General features: G+C 47.9%; 18 protein-coding genes. 14 read left to right on the plus strand and 4 right to left on the minus strand.

The annotated features are described in order from the left end of the window. The 10 genes from MGMO_RS19970 to MGMO_RS09765 all read left to right on the plus strand — a co-directional run. On the plus strand, positions 1-636 hold a 636-nt coding region (locus MGMO_RS19970), incomplete at its 5' end, for a hypothetical protein (RefSeq protein ID WP_200922719.1). 155 nt (positions 637-791) lie between these two features. Next, the gene (bluB, locus tag MGMO_RS09725) at positions 792-1,445 is read left to right on the plus strand and encodes a 5,6-dimethylbenzimidazole synthase (RefSeq protein WP_023494881.1); all 654 of its coding nucleotides are present in this window, start codon (positions 792-794) and stop codon (positions 1,443-1,445) included. Then, complete coding sequence (locus MGMO_RS09730; protein WP_023494882.1) at positions 1,436-2,644, plus strand: nicotinate-nucleotide--dimethylbenzimidazole phosphoribosyltransferase; 1,209 nt, start codon at positions 1,436-1,438, stop codon at positions 2,642-2,644. The genes bluB and MGMO_RS09730 overlap by 10 nt, the downstream gene beginning before the upstream one ends. After that, on the plus strand, positions 2,645-3,391 hold the full coding sequence (cobS, locus tag MGMO_RS09735) for an adenosylcobinamide-GDP ribazoletransferase (RefSeq protein ID WP_023494883.1): 747 nt from the start codon (positions 2,645-2,647) through the stop codon (positions 3,389-3,391). It abuts the gene before it with no gap. After that, positions 3,376-3,942: an alpha-ribazole phosphatase gene (gene cobC / locus MGMO_RS09740; RefSeq protein ID WP_023494884.1), complete on the plus strand. Its 567-nt coding sequence runs from the start codon at positions 3,376-3,378 to the stop codon at positions 3,940-3,942. The genes cobS and cobC overlap by 16 nt, the downstream gene beginning before the upstream one ends. Before the next feature lie 2 nt (positions 3,943-3,944). After that, positions 3,945-5,345 (plus strand): cobyric acid synthase, encoded by a 1,401-nt coding sequence (locus MGMO_RS09745; protein WP_023494885.1) that lies wholly within the window; start codon positions 3,945-3,947, stop codon positions 5,343-5,345. Next, positions 5,342-5,836: a bifunctional adenosylcobinamide kinase/adenosylcobinamide-phosphate guanylyltransferase gene (locus tag MGMO_RS09750; RefSeq protein ID WP_023494886.1), complete on the plus strand. Its 495-nt coding sequence runs from the start codon at positions 5,342-5,344 to the stop codon at positions 5,834-5,836. The genes MGMO_RS09745 and MGMO_RS09750 overlap by 4 nt, the downstream gene beginning before the upstream one ends. A 282-nt stretch (positions 5,837-6,118) precedes the next feature. Then, positions 6,119-7,654: a TolC family protein gene (locus MGMO_RS09755; protein WP_023494887.1), complete on the plus strand. Its 1,536-nt coding sequence runs from the start codon at positions 6,119-6,121 to the stop codon at positions 7,652-7,654. A 199-nt stretch (positions 7,655-7,853) separates the two neighbouring features. Beyond that, on the plus strand, positions 7,854-9,224 hold the full coding sequence (gene ppnN, locus MGMO_RS09760) for a nucleotide 5'-monophosphate nucleosidase PpnN (protein ID WP_023494888.1): 1,371 nt from the start codon (positions 7,854-7,856) through the stop codon (positions 9,222-9,224). A gap of 201 nt (positions 9,225-9,425) precedes the next feature. Then, positions 9,426-11,327, plus strand: a complete 1,902-nt coding sequence (locus MGMO_RS09765) for a potassium transporter Kup (RefSeq protein WP_023494889.1) — start codon at positions 9,426-9,428, stop codon at positions 11,325-11,327. 135 nt (positions 11,328-11,462) lie between these two features. On the opposite strand, the gene MGMO_RS09770 is transcribed toward MGMO_RS09765, so the two are convergent. Further along, entirely contained in the window at positions 11,463-11,996 is a 534-nt protein-coding gene (locus MGMO_RS09770; RefSeq protein ID WP_023494890.1) for an SRPBCC family protein, read from the minus strand. A 155-nt stretch (positions 11,997-12,151) separates the two neighbouring features. On the opposite strand from MGMO_RS09770, the gene MGMO_RS09775 reads away from it, so the two are divergent. From MGMO_RS09775 to MGMO_RS09785, 3 genes are all read left to right on the plus strand, one after another. Then, positions 12,152-12,580 carry a single-stranded DNA-binding protein gene (locus MGMO_RS09775; RefSeq protein WP_023494891.1) on the plus strand — a complete coding sequence of 143 codons (429 nt, stop codon included), beginning with the start codon at positions 12,152-12,154 and terminating at the stop codon, positions 12,578-12,580. A 348-nt stretch (positions 12,581-12,928) separates the two neighbouring features. Further along, the gene (locus MGMO_RS09780) at positions 12,929-13,159 is read left to right on the plus strand and encodes a hypothetical protein (protein ID WP_023494893.1); all 231 of its coding nucleotides are present in this window, start codon (positions 12,929-12,931) and stop codon (positions 13,157-13,159) included. 107 nt (positions 13,160-13,266) lie between these two features. After that, the gene (locus tag MGMO_RS09785) at positions 13,267-14,616 is read left to right on the plus strand and encodes an AlbA family DNA-binding domain-containing protein (protein WP_023494894.1); all 1,350 of its coding nucleotides are present in this window, start codon (positions 13,267-13,269) and stop codon (positions 14,614-14,616) included. Positions 14,617-14,982: 366 nt separating this feature from the next. On the opposite strand, the gene MGMO_RS09790 is transcribed toward MGMO_RS09785, so the two are convergent. Beyond that, on the minus strand, positions 14,983-15,099 hold the full coding sequence (locus tag MGMO_RS09790) for a type II toxin-antitoxin system ParD family antitoxin (RefSeq protein WP_023494895.1): 117 nt from the start codon (positions 15,097-15,099) through the stop codon (positions 14,983-14,985). Between the two features lie 447 nt (positions 15,100-15,546). After that, positions 15,547-16,881 (minus strand): L,D-transpeptidase family protein, encoded by a 1,335-nt coding sequence (locus MGMO_RS09795; protein ID WP_023494896.1) that lies wholly within the window; start codon positions 16,879-16,881, stop codon positions 15,547-15,549. Positions 16,882-17,046: 165 nt separating this feature from the next. Between MGMO_RS09795 and MGMO_RS09800 the strand changes: the two genes are divergently transcribed. Then, entirely contained in the window at positions 17,047-17,622 is a 576-nt protein-coding gene (locus MGMO_RS09800) for a DNA-3-methyladenine glycosylase I (protein WP_023494897.1), read from the plus strand. 174 nt (positions 17,623-17,796) lie between these two features. Here MGMO_RS09800 and MGMO_RS19975 read toward each other — a convergent pair. Further along, positions 17,797-18,141, minus strand: a 345-nt coding sequence (locus MGMO_RS19975) for a hypothetical protein (RefSeq protein WP_161808481.1), incomplete at its 5' end; no start/stop codon positions are given.

The raw sequence follows: 18,141 nt of genomic DNA on the forward strand, positions 1-18,141 counted from the left end.
GATATTGATAGTAACGATATAAGTTTAGGTCTGATGCTGGCAAGAAACGGAATGAAAGCACCATATTGGACTCGCAATAAACAGTGGATCGAAGAGCATGTAAAATCGCCAGATGACTACATCCAAATAGATCATGAAAAAATTAGATTTGATGCACTTGAGTGGGGTGTGAGTACTTCTGAAGTAGAAAATTTGAGAAGACTAACACCTGCAGTGATTAGATTTGAAAAAGATGGAGACTGGAAAGTTAATTATGATCTTGAGTTTCCACCCAATGCCGCAAACGAACAGAATCTTGGCTACTGCTTAGACTTAGCGATAAATATCGTTTTAAAGAAGAAGGAACATGAGCAACTAAGAAAGTGGCCAGGAAGAGAGAATTCATTCGAACCGCCCTCAATTTATATTGGACATCAGGTTTATGCTAAAGCACGAACCAGTTCTGAAGTGGTGCACGAAATACAAAAAGGATTTCTGTATACAATCAATAAAAAAGTTTCGGGGTTCGCTGATGGTGAAGAATTTTACTATATGAGTGGTTATGAAGAAGATGAGAATGAAAAATACGGAAAGAACCACTTCAGGGGATATCTTCAAGAAGTTAAAGATAATGAGCTAACCAGCAGCTCAAGTTGATGCCAAAAATCGGTGCAACTAACCCAAAACTTTATGCCGAATCATGAGCACGAAAGCACGTAGGATGTGGTGAACAAAGTGAACCGCATCAATCGCGAAACACGAACGATGCGGTTCGTACCTCACCGCATCCTACTGCCCTCAATTTAATAACAATGCCCCAACACCGCTACCCTGACCCCGACATCGCCGCCGTTTACCGCGCTATTTACGAACGCCGCGACGTACGTCATTTTTTGCCTGATCCGGTAGACCCTGAAATTTTCAGGCGCTTGCTGGATGCGGCACACCATGCACCTAGCGTGGGTTTTATGCAGCCGTGGCGGTTTATGCGTATCAGCGATTCCACAGTACGCAAGGACATCCACACGCTGGTGGAGCAAGAACGAATCCTGACCGCCAAAGCCTTAAACGAGCGTGAAGATGAATTCATGAAGCTGAAAGTCGAAGGCTTGCTGGAATGCGGCGAAGTATTGGTTGCCGCCTTGTGCGAACGGCGCGAGGATTATGTGTTTGGCCGCCGCACCTTGCCGGAAATGGATTTGGCGTCCCTTTCGTGCGCCATCCAAAATATGTGGCTCGCCGCCAGGGCGGAAGGATTGGGCATGGGCTGGGTGTCCCTATTTGAACCGAAGGCGTTGAGGACGCTATTAAACATGCCCGTAGACAGCCAACCCGTTGCTATCTTATGCCTGGGGCATGTGGAAAAATTCTACGATAAGCCCATGCTTGAGCAGGAACGGTGGGCGGAACGCAAGGACATCGCTGACCTGCTGTTTGAAAATACCTGGAATAACCCGTGCCGATAGACTTCACCATCAATCCGGTTTCGCCCGATCTGGCTGCGGATTTACAAGCAAAAATCGACCAAAAGACCAAACCGTTGGGTGCGTTAGGGCAATTGGAAAGCCTCGCGCTGAAAATCGGCTTGATCCAAAACACCCTGACACCGCATTTAAACCAGCCGACACTCCTGATTTTTGCGGGCGATCACGGCATCGTGGAGTCCGGCGTAAGTGCTTATCCGCAAACGGTTACCGCACAGATGGTCGCCAATTTTTTGTCGGGCGGTGCGGCAATCAGTGTTTTTGCAAGGCAACACAACTTGGAATTGTTGATTGTGGATGCCGGGGTGAATGCTGATTTCCCTCACCCCAACCCTCTCCCAGAGGGAGAGGGGGCTTTTAGCGGTCATCCCAAACTGATTGATGCAAAAATAGCTAAGGGAACAAAAAACTTCCTCGCTGAACCTGCAATGACTTCAAGCCAGTGCGAAACAGCTATACAAAAAGGAGCGGAATTGGTAATGCAACAACATCAGGTAGGTTGCAACTGCATTGGTTTTGGTGAAATGGGGATAGGCAACACGTCGTCAGCGGCGCTGCTCGTGCATTGCTTGGCTGACATGCCTTTAGCGCAATGTGTGGGTCGTGGAACGGGGTTGGACGATGGCCAATTGCAGCACAAGTACGATGTGTTGCAACAAGCTTTGGACTTCCATAATGAGTTGATTCCACCCATGGCTCGACGACCAACGGAAGTGCCTGTGGTGCAGGCTCACCACGAACGGAACCAACACGCTACCGTTCGTCCTGAGCCTGGCGAAGGACTTAAGCAGGGTTTCCAAGGCATTGCGAAACCGATAGACGTGCTGGCGACTTTCGGCGGTTTTGAAATCGCCATGATGGTGGGTGCATACCTCAAGGCCGCCGAGTCGGGGATACTGATCCTGGTCGACGGCTTTATTGCCAGCGCTGCGCTACTGGTCGCTTACAAACTGTATCCGGCAGTGCTGGAATATTGCGTGTTCAGTCATGTTTCGTCCGAACAAGGCCATCAAGCCTTATTGGCAACCCTCAATGCCAAGCCATTGCTAAGCCTGGACTTACGCTTGGGCGAAGGTTCAGGCATTGCGCTTGCTTTTCCCTTAATCCAGTCAGCGGTGCTGTTCTTAAACGAGATGGCAACCTTTGTGGATGCTGGCATTGATGAGAAAACGTGCAACTAAATGCAGCACGTAAAACTATTCTTCCTGGCCCTTAGTTTTTATACCCGCCTTCCTGCGCCCAAAAATCAGGACTACAGCCAGTTGCCGCAAGCCAGTATTTATCTGCCCCTGGTCGGTTGGGTGGTGGGTGGTTTAACGGGATTGGGCTTTTATCTGGCGAACCTGTTATGGGCGCAAACAACCTCAGTGATACTGGCTTTAATGGCAGGGATTTTTCTGACGGGCGCATTTCACGAAGATGGTTTTGCCGATGCCTGCGACGGCTTCGGTGGGGGTTATGACAAGCAGCGCGTCCTGGACATTATGAAAGACTCGCAGATTGGCGTGTATGGTGCACTTGGCCTGGTGTTATTGATGTCCCTAAAAATTAGCCTGCTCAGTACCTTGCCCGCACCGTCAGTGCCGCTGATATTGCTGGCGGGACATTCGCTTAGCCGTTTTCTACCGCAGCTACTGATGCGGCAGTATGATTACTCCCGAAGCTACAACAGCAAAATCAGTTCGGCATTTTACAAGCCCACGTCACAAGACTTGCTGTTTGCCGGCATGACGGCCTTATTCCCTTTGTTATTGCTGCCGATTCACTGTAGCCTAGCCATACCGGCGTTATTGTTGGTCAATTGGCAATTGGGCCGTTATTTCTATCGCCACATCGGGGGTTATACCGGAGACTGCTTAGGCGCTAGCCAGCAAGTCGGGGAAACCGTTTTTTATCTCACGGTTAACGCATTGTGGACATTTACCTGATCCGCCATACCCGAACCGATACCGTAAACGGGTTATGTTATGGTCAAAGCGATGTCGCATTGGCCGATAGCTTCATCGCCGAGGCGCAGCTAATCCGTGAAAAACTGCCCGAGTTATCGCCAGATTGCCTGATAGCCAGCAGCCCGTTAAGGCGCTGCACCCAACTGGCGCAAACTTTTGGTAAACCCGTTAAATTAGACGGGCGATTGCAGGAAGTTAATTTTGGCGACTGGGAAAACCAACGCTTTGACGACATAGATGCCGAACGGCTAAAAATTTGGACGGAAAACTTTGTGACAATGTCGCCGCCCAACGGCGAAAGCTTCGGCGATTTGTGCCGGCGTGCAGGCGGTTTTTGGGACGAGCTGGTGGCAAACAAGCCCGCAGGACAAGTGTTGCTTATCACCCACGCCGGCGTTATCCGCGCCCTCCTCGCCCATATCCTGGAATTACCCCCTGTCAACGCCTTTAAGTTTCGTATTGACGCTGGCTCGGTACATAAACTGCAATATCTTGACGATTACACGTACATACATTCCGTTAACCAATAACCATGCACCCMCTAGCCGTTTTTGGTACCAGCTCCGATGCGGGGAAAAGCACCGTCACGATGGCATTATGCCGCCTTATTGCTGACCGTGGCTTTCGCGTCGCGCCGTTTAAGGCACAGAATGTCTCCAATAATTCTGCGGTTACCCCAGGGGGGCGGGAAATCTCAAGGGCGCAATGCCTACAGGCAGAAGCCGCACGGGTGGCACCTAGCCATTTGTTTAACCCGGTCTTGTTGAAATCATACGGTGACAGCTCCGTGCAAGTCATCGTGAATGGCTTAGTGTATAAAAACCAGTCGATAGGCGATTATTACGATGACATCATTAGCTTGCAAGAACACGTGGCGCGGGCATTTTCACAATTGCAACAAGACTATGATGTCGTCATTGCCGAAGGCGCAGGCTCACCGGTCGAGCTGAATCTACTCGACAAAGACCTTTCCAATAGTTTCATCGCCCATACATTCAAGACCAAAAACATACTGGTCGCGGACATCGAACGCGGCGGCGTGTTTGCCTCCATTTACGGCACATTGGCGCTGATGGGGCCGATTATGCGGGAAAACCTGATTGGCGTGGTCGTCAACAAATTTCGCGGCGACCGCCGTTTTTTTACTGACGGTGAGCGCATTATCAAGGAACGGTTTGGCGTACCTGTCTTGGGCGTACTGCCTTACATGCCCTTGAATATCGACATGGAAGATTCACAGTCGCTCGACAATTATCGGCAAAGGTTGGGGCAGCCCAAAATCCGCGTCGCCGTGATTTGCTATCCCGGATTAAGCAACTATAACGACTTCGACGCGCTAATGGCGGACAGCGAGATCGAGGTTGAATTAGTCCATGCCTACCGCACCTTGCAAACGTTTGACCTAATTTTATTGCCCGGCAGCAAAACGGTTATGAAAGACCTGCGCTGGCTAAAAAGCCAAGGCTTATACCAGGAAATCAAGTCGTTCAATAAGCCAATATTCGGGCTTTGCGGCGGTTACCAGATGCTTTGCCAAAACCTGCACGACCCCGATGCGCTGGAACACAGCACCTCAAGCTCGGAAACGGGATTCGGGTTTATCGACGATGACGTGGTTTACCAAAACCCCAAGGTGCTGGCGAGCGGCAGTTATTCATTGTTTGGTTTTCCGGCCAAAGGCTATGAAATCCATTATGGCCGCATGGACCGTTATCCCCTGTATTACCAAAGCCCGCAAATCTGCGGGACCCATGTGCATGGTGTTTTTGATAACGACAATTTTCGTAACAACTACTTTAACGCACTGAACCCGGCATATCGGGGTTACGGCTTTCGTAGTTATCGTGAAGCGGAAATTCAACAATTTGCGGATAAAGTAGGAGAAAATATTAATCTAGATCATCTGGTAGGGCTATTGAAGGCAGGATCATGAAAATTTTGTTCATCGGCGGAATTAAAAGCGGCAAATCGCGTCTTGCGGAAGCCTATATTTTGGAGCAAACAAAGCAAAAGCCCTATTACCTGGCAACGACTGAGTTTATCGATGATGAGATGCGGGATCGTATTACCGCCCATCAACAACGTCGGCAAGACGGCTTTATCACGTTAGAAGAACCCATCGAATTGCTGAATGTATTAAAGAAACACCCGACTCCCGTATTAATTGAATGCGTGTCTATGTGGTTGAACAATATGCTTTATCATCAGCATACTGAGGGACGGATCTTACAGGAGCTAACTGACGTTTTGTTGTTGCCATCCGATATGGTCTTCGTGCAGAATGAAGTTGGGTTTGGTGTCATTCCTGATAACCCATTAGCCCGAAAATATGTGGACATATCCGGTAAGGCTGCACAGTTACTGGGGGAAAAATGCGACCAAGTTTTTTTTTGTTGCGCAGGGTTGAAACTGAGATTAAAGTAATCTTAACTATTTTAAATAGCTAAATGATTTTATTGATATTTATGCAGCAAGAGGTTAAGTTGCGCCCGTTTTAACTGCTGTTGTCGACTGTTTATTGTTTATATTCTGCTATTCTTAAAACACGGAGATTTTAACCATTGTTGAGCCTGTTATTTTTGGAAATCGTTGCGCTAAATTGATCCTCATTTGATTTGAACGTCACATAATGCAATAAAAAATCCGATATTTTGATCCCTTAAATATCACTGGTTTTAATATAATAATTATTGACGAGGATAATTCGTGCGTTATTCAAAAATAGTCGCTTCCGCCTCATTGACGGTTTTGCTCCTTGCGGGCTGCAACATCAACCCCATGCCCATCAGCCCCGATGAACGGCTATCCTCGATGTGGCAAGACCAAACCGAAATGTACGCCAAACAAGAACCCATCACCCGACCGCTGACCTTCTACGATGCCCTGGCGCGCGCGCTCAAGTACAATTTCGACCACCGCCTAGCCCTGATGGAGGCCGTACTCCAAGACACCCAACTGGAAGTCGCGACGGTCAACATGCTGCCCAAGCTGACGGCAAATGCAGGTTATTCCTTCAGGGAGCAAAAATTGGGTTCATCGAGCGCCGATTTCTACACCGGTCAGCAAACCTTGCGGTCGTCCACTTCACAAGATGCCAGCCACGGTTTGGCTGACCTGACCTTCACGTGGAATATCTTGGATTTCGGGGTCAGTTATTTCCAGGCCAAGCAACAGGCCGACCGCATCCTCATCGCCCAAGAACGTCGCCGCAAAGTCGTCAATAACCTAATCAAAGATGTCTTGCAAGCCTATTGGGGGGCCAGTATCGCCGAGCGTTTGCTGCCCGGACTTGAACCCGTCCTGAAAGAAGCGGAACATGCGCTGGAAGTAAGCAGGACGATTGAAGGCGACCGTCTCCAACCGATCATCGCCGTACTGGAATATCAGCGCAGCTTATTGCGCATCATTGACCAACTCAAAAAGCTCAGGGCCGACCTGCTGGTCGCCAAGCCCAAGCTGGCAGGATTGATCAACGCTCCTTTGCATACCAGCTTCACTTTGGCGAAACCAGAAAAAACCCCAGAGCCGCCCGAACTTAATACCAACGTTGCCGACCTGGAAAACCTTAGCTTGTTTTATCGTAGCGATTTAAGGGAAGAAATCTATCAAGAGCGTATCAGTCGGGCAGATGTCTATAAAGAAATGCTCAAGGTGTTGCCAGGTCTTACTATTCCGATAGGCTTAAATTTCGATTCCAACCATTTCCTGGTCAACAATTTTTGGTTAGAAGCTGGCGTTCGCACATCTGTCAACTTGGTCAATTTGATTGCGGCCCCCAAAATATGGAAATCTGCAGAAACCCAAGTTGAAGTTGCTAAAATCCGACGGAAAGCGCTCAGCGTAGCCGCCGTCGTTCAGGTCAATGTCGGTTACCAACAGTATATCAAGGCGCTAGACAGCTATAAAAACGCCAAGGAGCTTAGCAAGATAGATGCCGGCATTTACACAGCCACGGCCAACCAGGCTGCCAGTGACGCGGGTTCAGATCTTGAGCGCATCCACGCCGCCACGGCGGCCTTGGCTTCGCAACTGGAAAAAGAGCAAAATCTGGCGGACGTGTATGGCGCATTGGGCAACATCTACGCCTCCATCGGCCTCGATCCCGTCACTGGCGGCATAGAACATATCACCGTCCGCGCCTTGGCCGTACACTTGGAAAAGACCTTGGACAGCTGGTACAAAGGCTACCTACCTAAACTCCCCAGCCCGCCTAAACCTACGACCGCCGCTTTCGTTAATTAAGTAAAGTGGAAAATGAACCTAAAACCCGTTTTTGGATTTCTGCTTACTTTTTAAAGGACAACCAGAAGCCGAATTTATCGCGCCATCGCCCCCAGCTTAAGCCTGGCAACCCTTTTAAGGCCACTCACTGAAACCGCCAAAAAGTGGTTGGCGGCGATTAAGGTATTTGTTTTTGAACGACACAACACAATAGAAAATAATGAAACACGACGTAATTGACGCACAAATTTCACCCGATGGCCGACTTGAGGTATTGTCCAGACAAGAAGTCGGCAAGTTGCTGGACAGCAGCCAAGGAGGTTTGTACCAGACTTTCCGGAATTGCGCATTGGCGGTATTGAATTGCGGCAGCGCGATGGATGATGGCAAGGAATTACTGGAGCGCTATCCCGACTTTGAAATTCGGGTCGTACAAGAACAGCGCGGCATCAAGTTGCGATTAAAGAACGCCCCTGCACAAGCTTTTGTTGACGGCGTCATGATTAAGGGGATCAACGAACACCTGTTTGCTGTCGTGAGGGACATTATCTATGCGGACAATGAGATAAACCATAACCCGCACTTCGAGCTAGAAACGTCCAGCGGCATCAGCAATGCCGTCTTTCATATCCTTCGTAATGCCAATATTTTACGACCGATGACCAACCCCAAGCTGGTTGTGTGCTGGGGGGGCCATTCGATCAGCCGCAAAGAATACGACTATTCAAAGTTGGTCGGCCATGAGTTGGGCTTACGTGGGTTAGATATTTGTACCGGCTGCGGCCCCGGTGCGATGAAAGGCCCCATGAAAGGCGCAACCATCGGTCATGCCAAACAGCGTATCAAAAACGGGCAATATCTGGGTATCACCGAACCCGGTATCATCGCGGCAGAATCGCCCAATCCCATCGTCAATGACCTTGTGATTTTGCCGGATATTGAAAAACGCCTGGAAGCCTTTGTCCGCACAGGACATGGGGTTGTTGTTTTTCCCGGCGGTGCAGGTACGGCGGAGGAAATCCTTTATATCTTAGGTATCCTGCTGCATCCCGATAATAAGGATATGCCGTTTCCGTTGATTTTTTCTGGCCCTGATAGCGCAAAAGCCTATTTCGAGCAAATCGACAACTTCATCTCAGCCACATTAGGAAGTGAGGCCCAGCGCAGGTATCAAATCATTATCGACGACCCGGGACAGGTTGCACGGGAAATGCAGGCGGGAATCAGCCAAGTCCGGGCGTTTCGTAAACATCACGGCGATGCTTATTATTTTAATTGGCAGCTAAAGATCGATCCTGTTTTCCAAGAACCCTTTAATCCCACCCACGTCAACATGAAAACCCTGGCTTTACACAAAGACCAAGACAAGCATCTGCTCGCCGCCAATCTGCGTCGCGCCTTTTCCGGCATTGTGACGGGTAATGTCAAAGATTCTGGGATACGTGCCATCGAGCAATACGGCCATTTTGAAATTCACGGTGACAGCCACATCATGACATTAATGGATACCCTGTTGGCATCTTTTGTCGCACAACACCGTATGAAACTGCCGGGGAAGAAATACTCGCCGTGCTACCGCATTATTGCTTGATTTTGTAAGCCAGTATCGCTAGGCCAAGACAGGCTTATGGCTTTAATTTCTTGAGCAAATCCGATAACATTCGGGATATATTGGTACACTTACAAAGCTGTCAAAGGTTTGAGTTTTTGGAATACACACATAGATTGATACTCCAGTTATTTAAATGCTTTCACAACCCCTTACGCCCTTAGTGTTTATGTAACCGTTCAAATGACTGCAAAATCAGAAAACTATTCCAAACAACAAATGACCGGACTGGTCTTAGGCGCAGTTGGCGTCGTCTTCGGTGACATTGGCACCAGCCCTTTGTATGCCCTCAAGGAAGTCTTCCATGGCGGTTTGTCCATCGACAACAACCATGTTTTAGGTGTGCTGTCGCTGATTTTTTGGTCATTGACTTTGGTGGTCACCATCAAATATGCCATCTTTATCATGCGTGCCGACAATAAAGGCGAAGGCGGCATCATGGCGTTGATGACCTTGGCATTACACGGCTCGCACGACAATCCGGGACGAATGCGCTTAATAGTGACCCTCGGCTTATTGGGCGCAACCCTGTTTTACGGCGATAGCATCATCACGCCCGCCATATCCGTACTGAGTGCGGTGGAAGGCCTACAAGTCGTTGCCCCCACGTTGGAACATTATGTGCTGCCAATCACCATCGTGGTTTTGAGCGTCTTGTTTATCGCCCAAGCCAAGGGGACAGGTGCGGTTGGAAAGATTTTTGCGCCCGTCATGTGCCTCTGGTTCGTTATCTTGGCTATCATGGGCGGTGTCAACATCATCCAGAACCCGGACGTGTTGATGGCGGTTAATCCGTATTATGCGGTGCATATACTGTGGGAACTGGGCTTTCACGGCTTTTTGATTATGGGGGCGGTGGTGCTGGCTATCACGGGCGCGGAAGCCCTGTACGCCGACATGGGGCATTTCGGCCTGAAACCTATCCGTTACGCTTGGCTGGGCTTCGTCTTTCCCGCCTTATTGCTGAACTATTTTGGGCAAGGCGCGTTGTTGATTGCCCATCCTGAATCTATCCAAAATCCGTTCTATCTGCTTGCACCTGCTTGGGCGTTATACCCCTTGTTGGTGTTATCGACACTGGCGACCGTCATCGCCTCGCAAGCCGTTATATCAGGTGCGTTTTCTGTGACGCGACAAGCGATACAATTGGGTTACTGCCCACGCATGGCTATTTTCCATACTTCCGGCGACGAAATGGGGCAGGTCTATGTCCCCGCTGTCAATTGGATGTTGATGTTTTCGGTCTTTGTGTTGGTATTGAGTTTCCGGTCTTCATCGGCACTCGCTTCCGCTTACGGTATCGCAGTGACCGGCACCATGATTATCGATACCGTCCTGGCATTCATAGTCATCCGCAAACTTTGGAAATGGAACAAGCCTACCAGCCTGATTTTTTTGTTAACTTTCCTAATGGTCGATTTCCTGTTTTTTTCATCCAATAGCCTGAAGATCCCCACGGGTGGGTGGTTGCCGTTAGTGGTCGCCGGCGTCATCTTCTTCATTATTACCACCTGGATGAAAGGCCGCGAATTGCTGTTAACGCACCAGAACGATAAGCGGATGTTGTTTGAGGAGCTTGAAACTGAATTGAGGAACAACCCGCCCGTCACCGTTAAAGGCACGGCAATCTACTTGACCCGCAGTTTGCACGGTGTACCACTGGTATTCTTGCATAACCTGGAACACAATCACGTCTTGCACGAGCAGATTATCGTATTGACTATCGTCACCAAAGACGAGCCTTATGTCGATGAGGCGCATCGGGTTAAAATCAGGTCGTACGGGGAAAATCAACGATTTTACCGGGTAAAATTCTACTTCGGCTTTACCCAGCAGCAAGACGTGCGTCGGGCATTGGAATTGTGTGCCCACGGCTTGCTTGAACAATATGGCTTGGTCCTCGACTTAAAAAAAGTGTCTTTTTTTGTGGGCAGGGAATCCATCACTTTCAAACGCAGAAGTATCATGCCCGCTTGGCGTAGGCCATTGTCGCGGTACCTATTTCAGAATTCGTCCAGCGCAATCGAGTTTTTCAGGATTCCAGTGGAAAGGGTTATTGAGATCGGCATACGGGTGGAATTGTAAGCTTGTAGATACTGCCATCAAAGTAGGTAGCCCGTATGTAGTGTAACGTGACGGGAATGTGAAAGGCACTGATTCCAGGATTACGCAAGCTCCATACAGGCTACGCACCCGCATCCAAGCCACTACAAAGAGATATTATTTTGCTCCTTCAACCACCTTTTTCAAATCCGCTAAGCCTTTCTCAAACTGCCCACCGACCATCTTGTCGCAGTTCATGAATAGGTTCATAACTTTGCCCATAAAGTTGTTGGTTCCTGTCATCGTCCAGGTTATGTTGGTTTGGTCACCTTCGGAATTGAAGCTAAATTCCGCCGTATTAGTGGCTTGCATCGGCTTTTGGAATTCCAGTTTAAATTGGATGAATTCGCTAGGACGGCTTTCGGTGATGGTCATGCTCCCTACCCCGACCTTGTTGTTGCCTGCCCAACTCATTTTTGCACCGACACCCTCCTCCGGCCCTTCGAATGTACTTTTGGAATCGGGATCTAATTTCGCCCAAGGCGACCAGGCATTCCACTTTTGCAACGTATTGACGTGCGGAAATATGGCTGAGGCGGGGGCGGAAATACTGGCTGATCGGGTAATCTTGAAATCGTCCGGCTGTCGGGAAGTAAGCACCAGCACAACTACAATAGCAAATGGGATTAACATAAGGATGATATTCAGCATGAGATGTTTCTCCTAATGATCGTAATGAGCGCTTACTATATACCTTGAAACAGTAGCGTTCAATTGATGAAAACGGCAATGGCGCATATTAGTTATTGTCATATTTGAAAACCCTACGATAATATCGGCAACATTAACTGACGTAAGAGCAAACAATGAGCAATGTATTCAGTTTTACCGGTACGGTCGGGCGTGATGCAGAAGTGCGCTATACCCCATCGGGCTTGGCGGTATTAAGTGTAACAGTCGCCAATAACATCGGCTTCGGCGACAAACAGCAAACCTTATGGATACGGGTGGCGTTGTTTGGCAAACGCGCCGAAGGCAACTTGCAAAACTATCTTAAAAAAGGGCAGCAGGTGTTTGTGTCTGGCGAATTGACCCAAAATGAATACAAAGCCAATGACGGCAGTATGAAAACCAGCCTTGAGATTAACGCTAATATTATTGATTTGATTGGTAAAAAGAACGAATCCAGCCACGGCCAACAAGCGTATCAAGCATCGGGCACACAGGCTTCAACACCACAAGGCGGCAGTCATGACAATTTTGATGCGCCTTATGACGACGACATTCCGTTTTAACGGACACCTGAGTATCTATCCGCCCAATCAATACCCTATTCATAAAGAGAAGACAGCCAGATTTCTTCAAGGTCGTTTTCTGCTAGTTGCCTTAGGGTATACCTAGGCTTCATTTGGTGTGTTTTTTATACAGTAGCGGTGTGTATTATCAACCCATAAAGCCACCTAAAATTACGTAAAAAAGCCAGCAAAATTATCCAAAGCAGCCATTCGATTATTCGTTCTTTGTCAATAATGAACTGGCTAATACGACCCGTTGCGGTTTGACGATCCATCTGATTCAATGCCAGTAATGAGGTCATTACCGGCCATTGTTACTAATCACCGATAATAAAAGGATTAATAAAGATGACTAATAAAGAAGAGTTAATTAGAACTATCTGGCAGCGTGTAGGTATAACGAACGAAAATTTAAAAATTCTTGCGGCAAGTAGAAAGCAATTTATTCAAAGCGCTATTACTGAGTTGGGCGTCCCCTATGAAGAGGCTTCCGCCAAATTCAATGCTCTAATTGAAGAAATGATTGAGGATATGGATAAATCTGTTAAATCAATAGTAGATATTGGGTCAAATAAGTAATCCCAGTACTACTGCTCTTTTAGAATGTAATGTCACAAACGAGCGTTGTTTCAATTTTCCAGTGATTTACGACATTAACGATTACAAAAAACACCGGAGCCTCTCCTTTGCTCAATAGAGATATAAATTCGCGCTTCGAAGACTGGCTCATCAGCCCAAACGAATCTCTCGACTTCGAAGTCAAACAATGGCTTGACATGACAAATAGAGAGTCCCATGAGATAGTAGCAAAGGCACTAATCGCCTTGGAGAACCATGGTGGAGGGTTTCTGCTCTTTGGCTACAAGGAGGATGTGACGAAGAAGTTGGTGCCAGACACCACGCGCCCAGCGTCGATGGAACCATATCTGACAGATGCAATAAACGCAATCCTAAAGAAGTGTGCCGAGCCGTCCTTCCATGTTGTGGTGACGCTACAAGTGCATCCCATGACCAAGGAGGAATATCCCTTAGTTCGCGTCTCAGGGAAATCTAAGGTACCGGTCCGATCTGACAGTTCGACCCCGAACGGAAGTCTGAAGCATAGCGTCTATTACATCAGGGGACCAGGGCCAGAGAGTCGCGCGCCAAACAATGCTGCCGAATGGGATTCGCTTCTAAGGCGATCACTCCAAAATCAGCGGGAGGAGATTTTTGGCCTTTTAAGGACACTACTACCCACCGCACCTGACCTATTAGGCGGCAATCCCAATGATGAGCATGCAGTTCTACATGCCTTTGCAGAGGCGTCAACTGGTCGATGGGCAAATCTAAATTCCAACCTTCCAGAAGATAACCCTTCCAAGATCGCTCTAGGTTATTTCTCGTTTGCTGCTCGTATTTTAGGAGCAAGCAAGAACGCAACGGCTAAAGAAATCATTGAGGCAAATCAATCAGCTCGAAGGTATACGGGCTGGCCTGCGTTTGTCTCGCTTCATCAGGAGGCGACGAAACCAAGGCTCATTGACGGTTGTATCGAAGCATGGCTCGCCCACATTAACTATCCCGATGTTGGGCATGCTGATTTTTGGCGAATAGATGCAAAGGGAAACTTCTTTCTTCTCCGGGGCTACCAAGAAGATTCTCTTGATCCAGAAAAGGGATTTGGCAACCCCGGCATTCTGTTTGAAGCCACGCTACCTGTTTGGCGGCTTGGTGAGTTCCTGCTACGTGTTGTAGACCTCGGCGATAACATGTTCGAACCGGGTTATGAGGTGCTAGTGGAGTGTACTTGGAACGGGTTAGCGGGTCGACACCTATTTGTTCACAACATGCGCCGCTTTATTTCTGGAGGTTACACGGCAACGGAGAAGGTCGTAACGACGAAGGGTAGGTTTTCCCAGCAGTTGATCAGGGAACTTCTGCCTGACACCGTCAAGGTGCTAACGCATTCGCTTTACGAGCATTTCGACTTTTTTGTACCACCTGACACGTTCTATTCTGAGGAACTCGGAGAGATGACCAAGAATCGCTACTGAACTCGAGCGTTGCCGCAAACAGTGAAGGCTAACCAGTTTTTAGACGACCTTTGCAAGCCAGTTACCTCAAACGTTAAGCGACTGCTTTTGGATGTATTGCTGACACGCCCCGCAATCTTTGAGTGTCACAAAGTGGCCGATTTTTACCAAACCAACTTAAAATTTCGACTGGCTGCTTTGGATAATTCTGGGTTGGTTTCACAAATAGAGATTAATGATGGCTTTTTACGTAATTTTAGGTGGTTTTATGGGTTGACAATGTGCACGCGGGAAACCTTCCCGTCAAAACTTTCGGCCAATGGACTCTCTTCCCCTGCCTGTAGCTTTCATCTTAAGGCAGTTAATTTTGCCCCATTATCTTCTCGTTTACGATGAGCCGGCACGCACGACTTCGCTGACCGATTGAAACCTCCCTTCATTGATTTTGTCCGCAACAAATTTATCAAAATGTTCACCTAAGGTGACCGAGGTGTTTCTTGGCATGAAATTGTCCTGTCCGAGCCTATTGTATTAAGTCAGTACTGTTGTTTTATAACCGCTACACATACCCACCCGCCAAAAGCCTTCCTTGGCTTAGAACCGTGTTATCCATTCGATAGTTTCATAATAAGCTATATCCTTGATAGTGGTTGGTCGGCAGTGGCAAAAGAAGTACGTCAGCGGCTGCTTTCTGTGGCAATGAGCCGCGCTAAGGAAACGCTTTGCTTGTCGCACCGCAATGATTTAAAAAATCCCTACCTAAAAAACTTAAAGGGGACTTTACAGTGACGCGGAATGGTGAAATTGAGTCCAGAAATTCAGCTCAATTAACCATTACACCATGCTGGGCTTAAAAGATTTTGATTGTCATTGACAAATTCAACGCCGAAGTGCAATCCTAGTTTTCATGCGGCATTTAGCAAAGTTTCAGCAAAACAACCCTCAGGTTGGCTAATTTTTTGCGATTTCTTTTGGCCTTAGCGGCTTCAACAACTTGCTTTCAATTTCAAAATCAAAACGGATACGGCTGGCGGCTTCCTTGGCTTGCTTCTGGTTTTTGAACGGCCCTGCCACGACTTGGTAGGCATTATCAGCCTGGACTTTACGGGCGGGTATCGGTGGCCCCTGGTGGTTTAGCATTGCAGCCAATTTTCGGGCATCATTCTCGTTATTGAAAGTTGCCACCAACATTGCCCAATCGTTGTCGGTCAATGCGGTCGTTTCGGGCTGACCGTACAACTTCGTAGGACGCGCCAATTGTACAGCGCTCTTGGATAGCTCAGCCACGTCAGAGCTGTTGACCAAGATGGGGGTAGGTATACCGTCAGCGCGTTGGATAACCTTATCGACCTTGCCCCAATCCACTGTCGCGTTGTGTTGCTTGGCAATTTTACGCAATTCCTTTGATACTTGCTTTTTTAGCTGCGGCTTGCTGGAAGACCACTTTTCCAAAGGCTCATTGGCTTCAAGGTATAGCATGTCTCCATACCATGCAGTCAGGTAGGGATCGTGGACAATCCGCACCGGCGTTCCCACCGACACTTTCTTAAACAAGACTTCAATATCTTCAGGGTACATCTGCACACAGCCGTGACTAATCTGCATCCCAATACCAAATGGTTTATTGGTGCCGTGTATGAGGTAACTGCCAATCGCAAGGCGCATGGCATAGAATCCCAACGGATTGTCCGGGCCGGAACGTACCACACTAGGCAGATAATGCCCTTTGGCGGCATGTTCGCGGTGGATGGAGGGCGGCACATGCCAATCGGGATTGGGCGTTTTGACGGCGACACTGGTCATGCCCATTGGGGTATTCCAGCCGTCACGACCGATACCGACGGGATAGGTAAACACCTTGTTGCGTTCTTTTTTGGGATAATAAAACATCCTCATGTTGGCGACATTCAGCACAATACCTTTGTGCGGCGCGTCCGGCAAAATAAACTGCAAAGGCAGGAGGACGCGGCTATTCGCTGCAGGCGTCCAGGGAGAAACGCTGGCATTAGCTGCAGTAATGTCGTTGTAACCCAAACCAAAATGTCGGGCGATGTCAGGTAACGTATCGTTTTCGCGGGATTCTACTGCCGCGATCTCACCGATCAGGGCTTGATCGCCGGACAGTTCAAATTCGTGCTTATCAATATTCGACTGTAGCTGGGCGCTAGGTGGCCCACTATCTTGCTTGCCCGAAGCGAAAAGCCCCGACAATGTTTGGCAACCACTTAAAGTCGCAAGAATAGCGAATAAGCCAATGAAAAATATCAGTCTTTTAAATATCAACATAATGAGTCTAACTTTCAATAATCCACCGTAAGGAATACAAATAACGCCAAACCATCGCTCCTAGTTCGTCTATTAAAGCGTATGCCGGTACAGCAATCAAGTGTAAACTAGCTATGATTAAGTAAACATTAAGCTTTTTCTAACAATGTCGGCCTACAAAAGACAATGGATAAATGCCAGTGGGCGCTGCATAGTGCCAATGAAGAACATTACCATGACCACGAGTGGGGCGTACCCGTCCACGATGACCGCTTGTTGTTTGAATTTCTGGTGTTGGAAGGCGCACAGGCCGGATTAAGTTGGTCTACCATTTTAAACAAGCGCGAAGGCTATCGTAAGGCGTTTGACAACTTTGACGTGCAAATGGTTGCTCGATATGGTGAAAACAAGGTCAACCAATTGGTGCAAAACCCAGAGATCATCCGAAACAAGCTCAAAATCCATGCGGCCATCACCAATGCCCAGGCCTTTATCAAAGTCCAGGAAGAATTCGGCAGTTTTGATGCTTATGTCTGGCGTTTTGTGGACGGCAAACCGTTGCAAAACAGTTGGCAACACCACCATGAACTGCCCGCTTCCACGCATACATCCGACCTGATGAGCCGGGACTTAAAAAAACGCGGCTTCAAATTTGTCGGCAGCGTTATCTGCTATGCCCACATGCAGGCAACGGGGATGGTGAACGACCATACGGTGGGTTGTTTTAGGTATGAGGAGGTTAAGCGATTGGCGGAATCGTAAGATTGGTAAGAGAGCCCCCCGTGCGAACCATTAATGCCGAAAACTGATACACAGCATATTATTTGGCTATCCAGTGCAGCCGGAATTGCATAAAATTTAACGTTTACGTAAGCGGTTAATTTGTAGAGTGAAGCGGCGGAAAATTAATCCATTTAACATGCCTGTTAAGTGTTTTTACCTATGCCCACTACCATTAGCTCCGCCACCGGAATTGTTTGGCGCAAGGATAAAGTTAGAGTCCAGATATACCTCACACCGAGCATGCTTCTTATGAAAAATCATATTTTCTAATACTTCTGTAACATCTGGCTTAAGCTTAAATGCCTCGATACTTGAGCTTTTTGATGTTTTTACTATGTGCTCAAGTATATCTTTGTGAGCCATATTCACACCTGACCGGAAAATATCAGATTCCATATTCTTTCCACTATCACAAGTACCTACTGAAATTTCATCCGAAAAAAATTGATAAAGAAAAACTCTTTCCTCTGGGAGGATATTCGTTACAAACTCTTCTAG

The organism is Methyloglobulus morosus KoM1, assembly GCF_000496735.2.
GTDB classification, from domain to species: Bacteria; Pseudomonadota; Gammaproteobacteria; order Methylococcales; family Methylomonadaceae; genus Methyloglobulus; species Methyloglobulus morosus.

Excerpts from the sequence above, each read along its gene's own strand:
- bluB (WP_023494881.1), top strand. The coding sequence starts at position 792 with ATGCCCCAACACCGCTACCCTGACCCCGACATCGCCGCCGTTTACCGC.
- MGMO_RS09765 (WP_023494889.1), top strand. The coding sequence starts at position 9,426 with ATGACTGCAAAATCAGAAAACTATTCCAAACAACAAATGACCGGACTG.
- cobS (WP_023494883.1), top strand. The coding sequence starts at position 2,645 with ATGCAGCACGTAAAACTATTCTTCCTGGCCCTTAGTTTTTATACCCGC.
- MGMO_RS09795 (WP_023494896.1), bottom strand. The coding sequence starts at position 16,881 with ATGTTGATATTTAAAAGACTGATATTTTTCATTGGCTTATTCGCTATT.
- MGMO_RS09780 (WP_023494893.1), top strand. The coding sequence starts at position 12,929 with ATGACTAATAAAGAAGAGTTAATTAGAACTATCTGGCAGCGTGTAGGT.
- MGMO_RS09770 (WP_023494890.1), bottom strand. The coding sequence starts at position 11,996 with ATGCTGAATATCATCCTTATGTTAATCCCATTTGCTATTGTAGTTGTG.
- MGMO_RS09790 (WP_023494895.1), bottom strand. The coding sequence starts at position 15,099 with ATGCCAAGAAACACCTCGGTCACCTTAGGTGAACATTTTGATAAATTT.
- ppnN (WP_023494888.1), top strand. The coding sequence starts at position 7,854 with ATGAAACACGACGTAATTGACGCACAAATTTCACCCGATGGCCGACTT.
- MGMO_RS09775 (WP_023494891.1), top strand. The coding sequence starts at position 12,152 with ATGAGCAATGTATTCAGTTTTACCGGTACGGTCGGGCGTGATGCAGAA.
- MGMO_RS09800 (WP_023494897.1), top strand. The coding sequence starts at position 17,047 with ATGGATAAATGCCAGTGGGCGCTGCATAGTGCCAATGAAGAACATTAC.
- MGMO_RS09750 (WP_023494886.1), top strand. The coding sequence starts at position 5,342 with ATGAAAATTTTGTTCATCGGCGGAATTAAAAGCGGCAAATCGCGTCTT.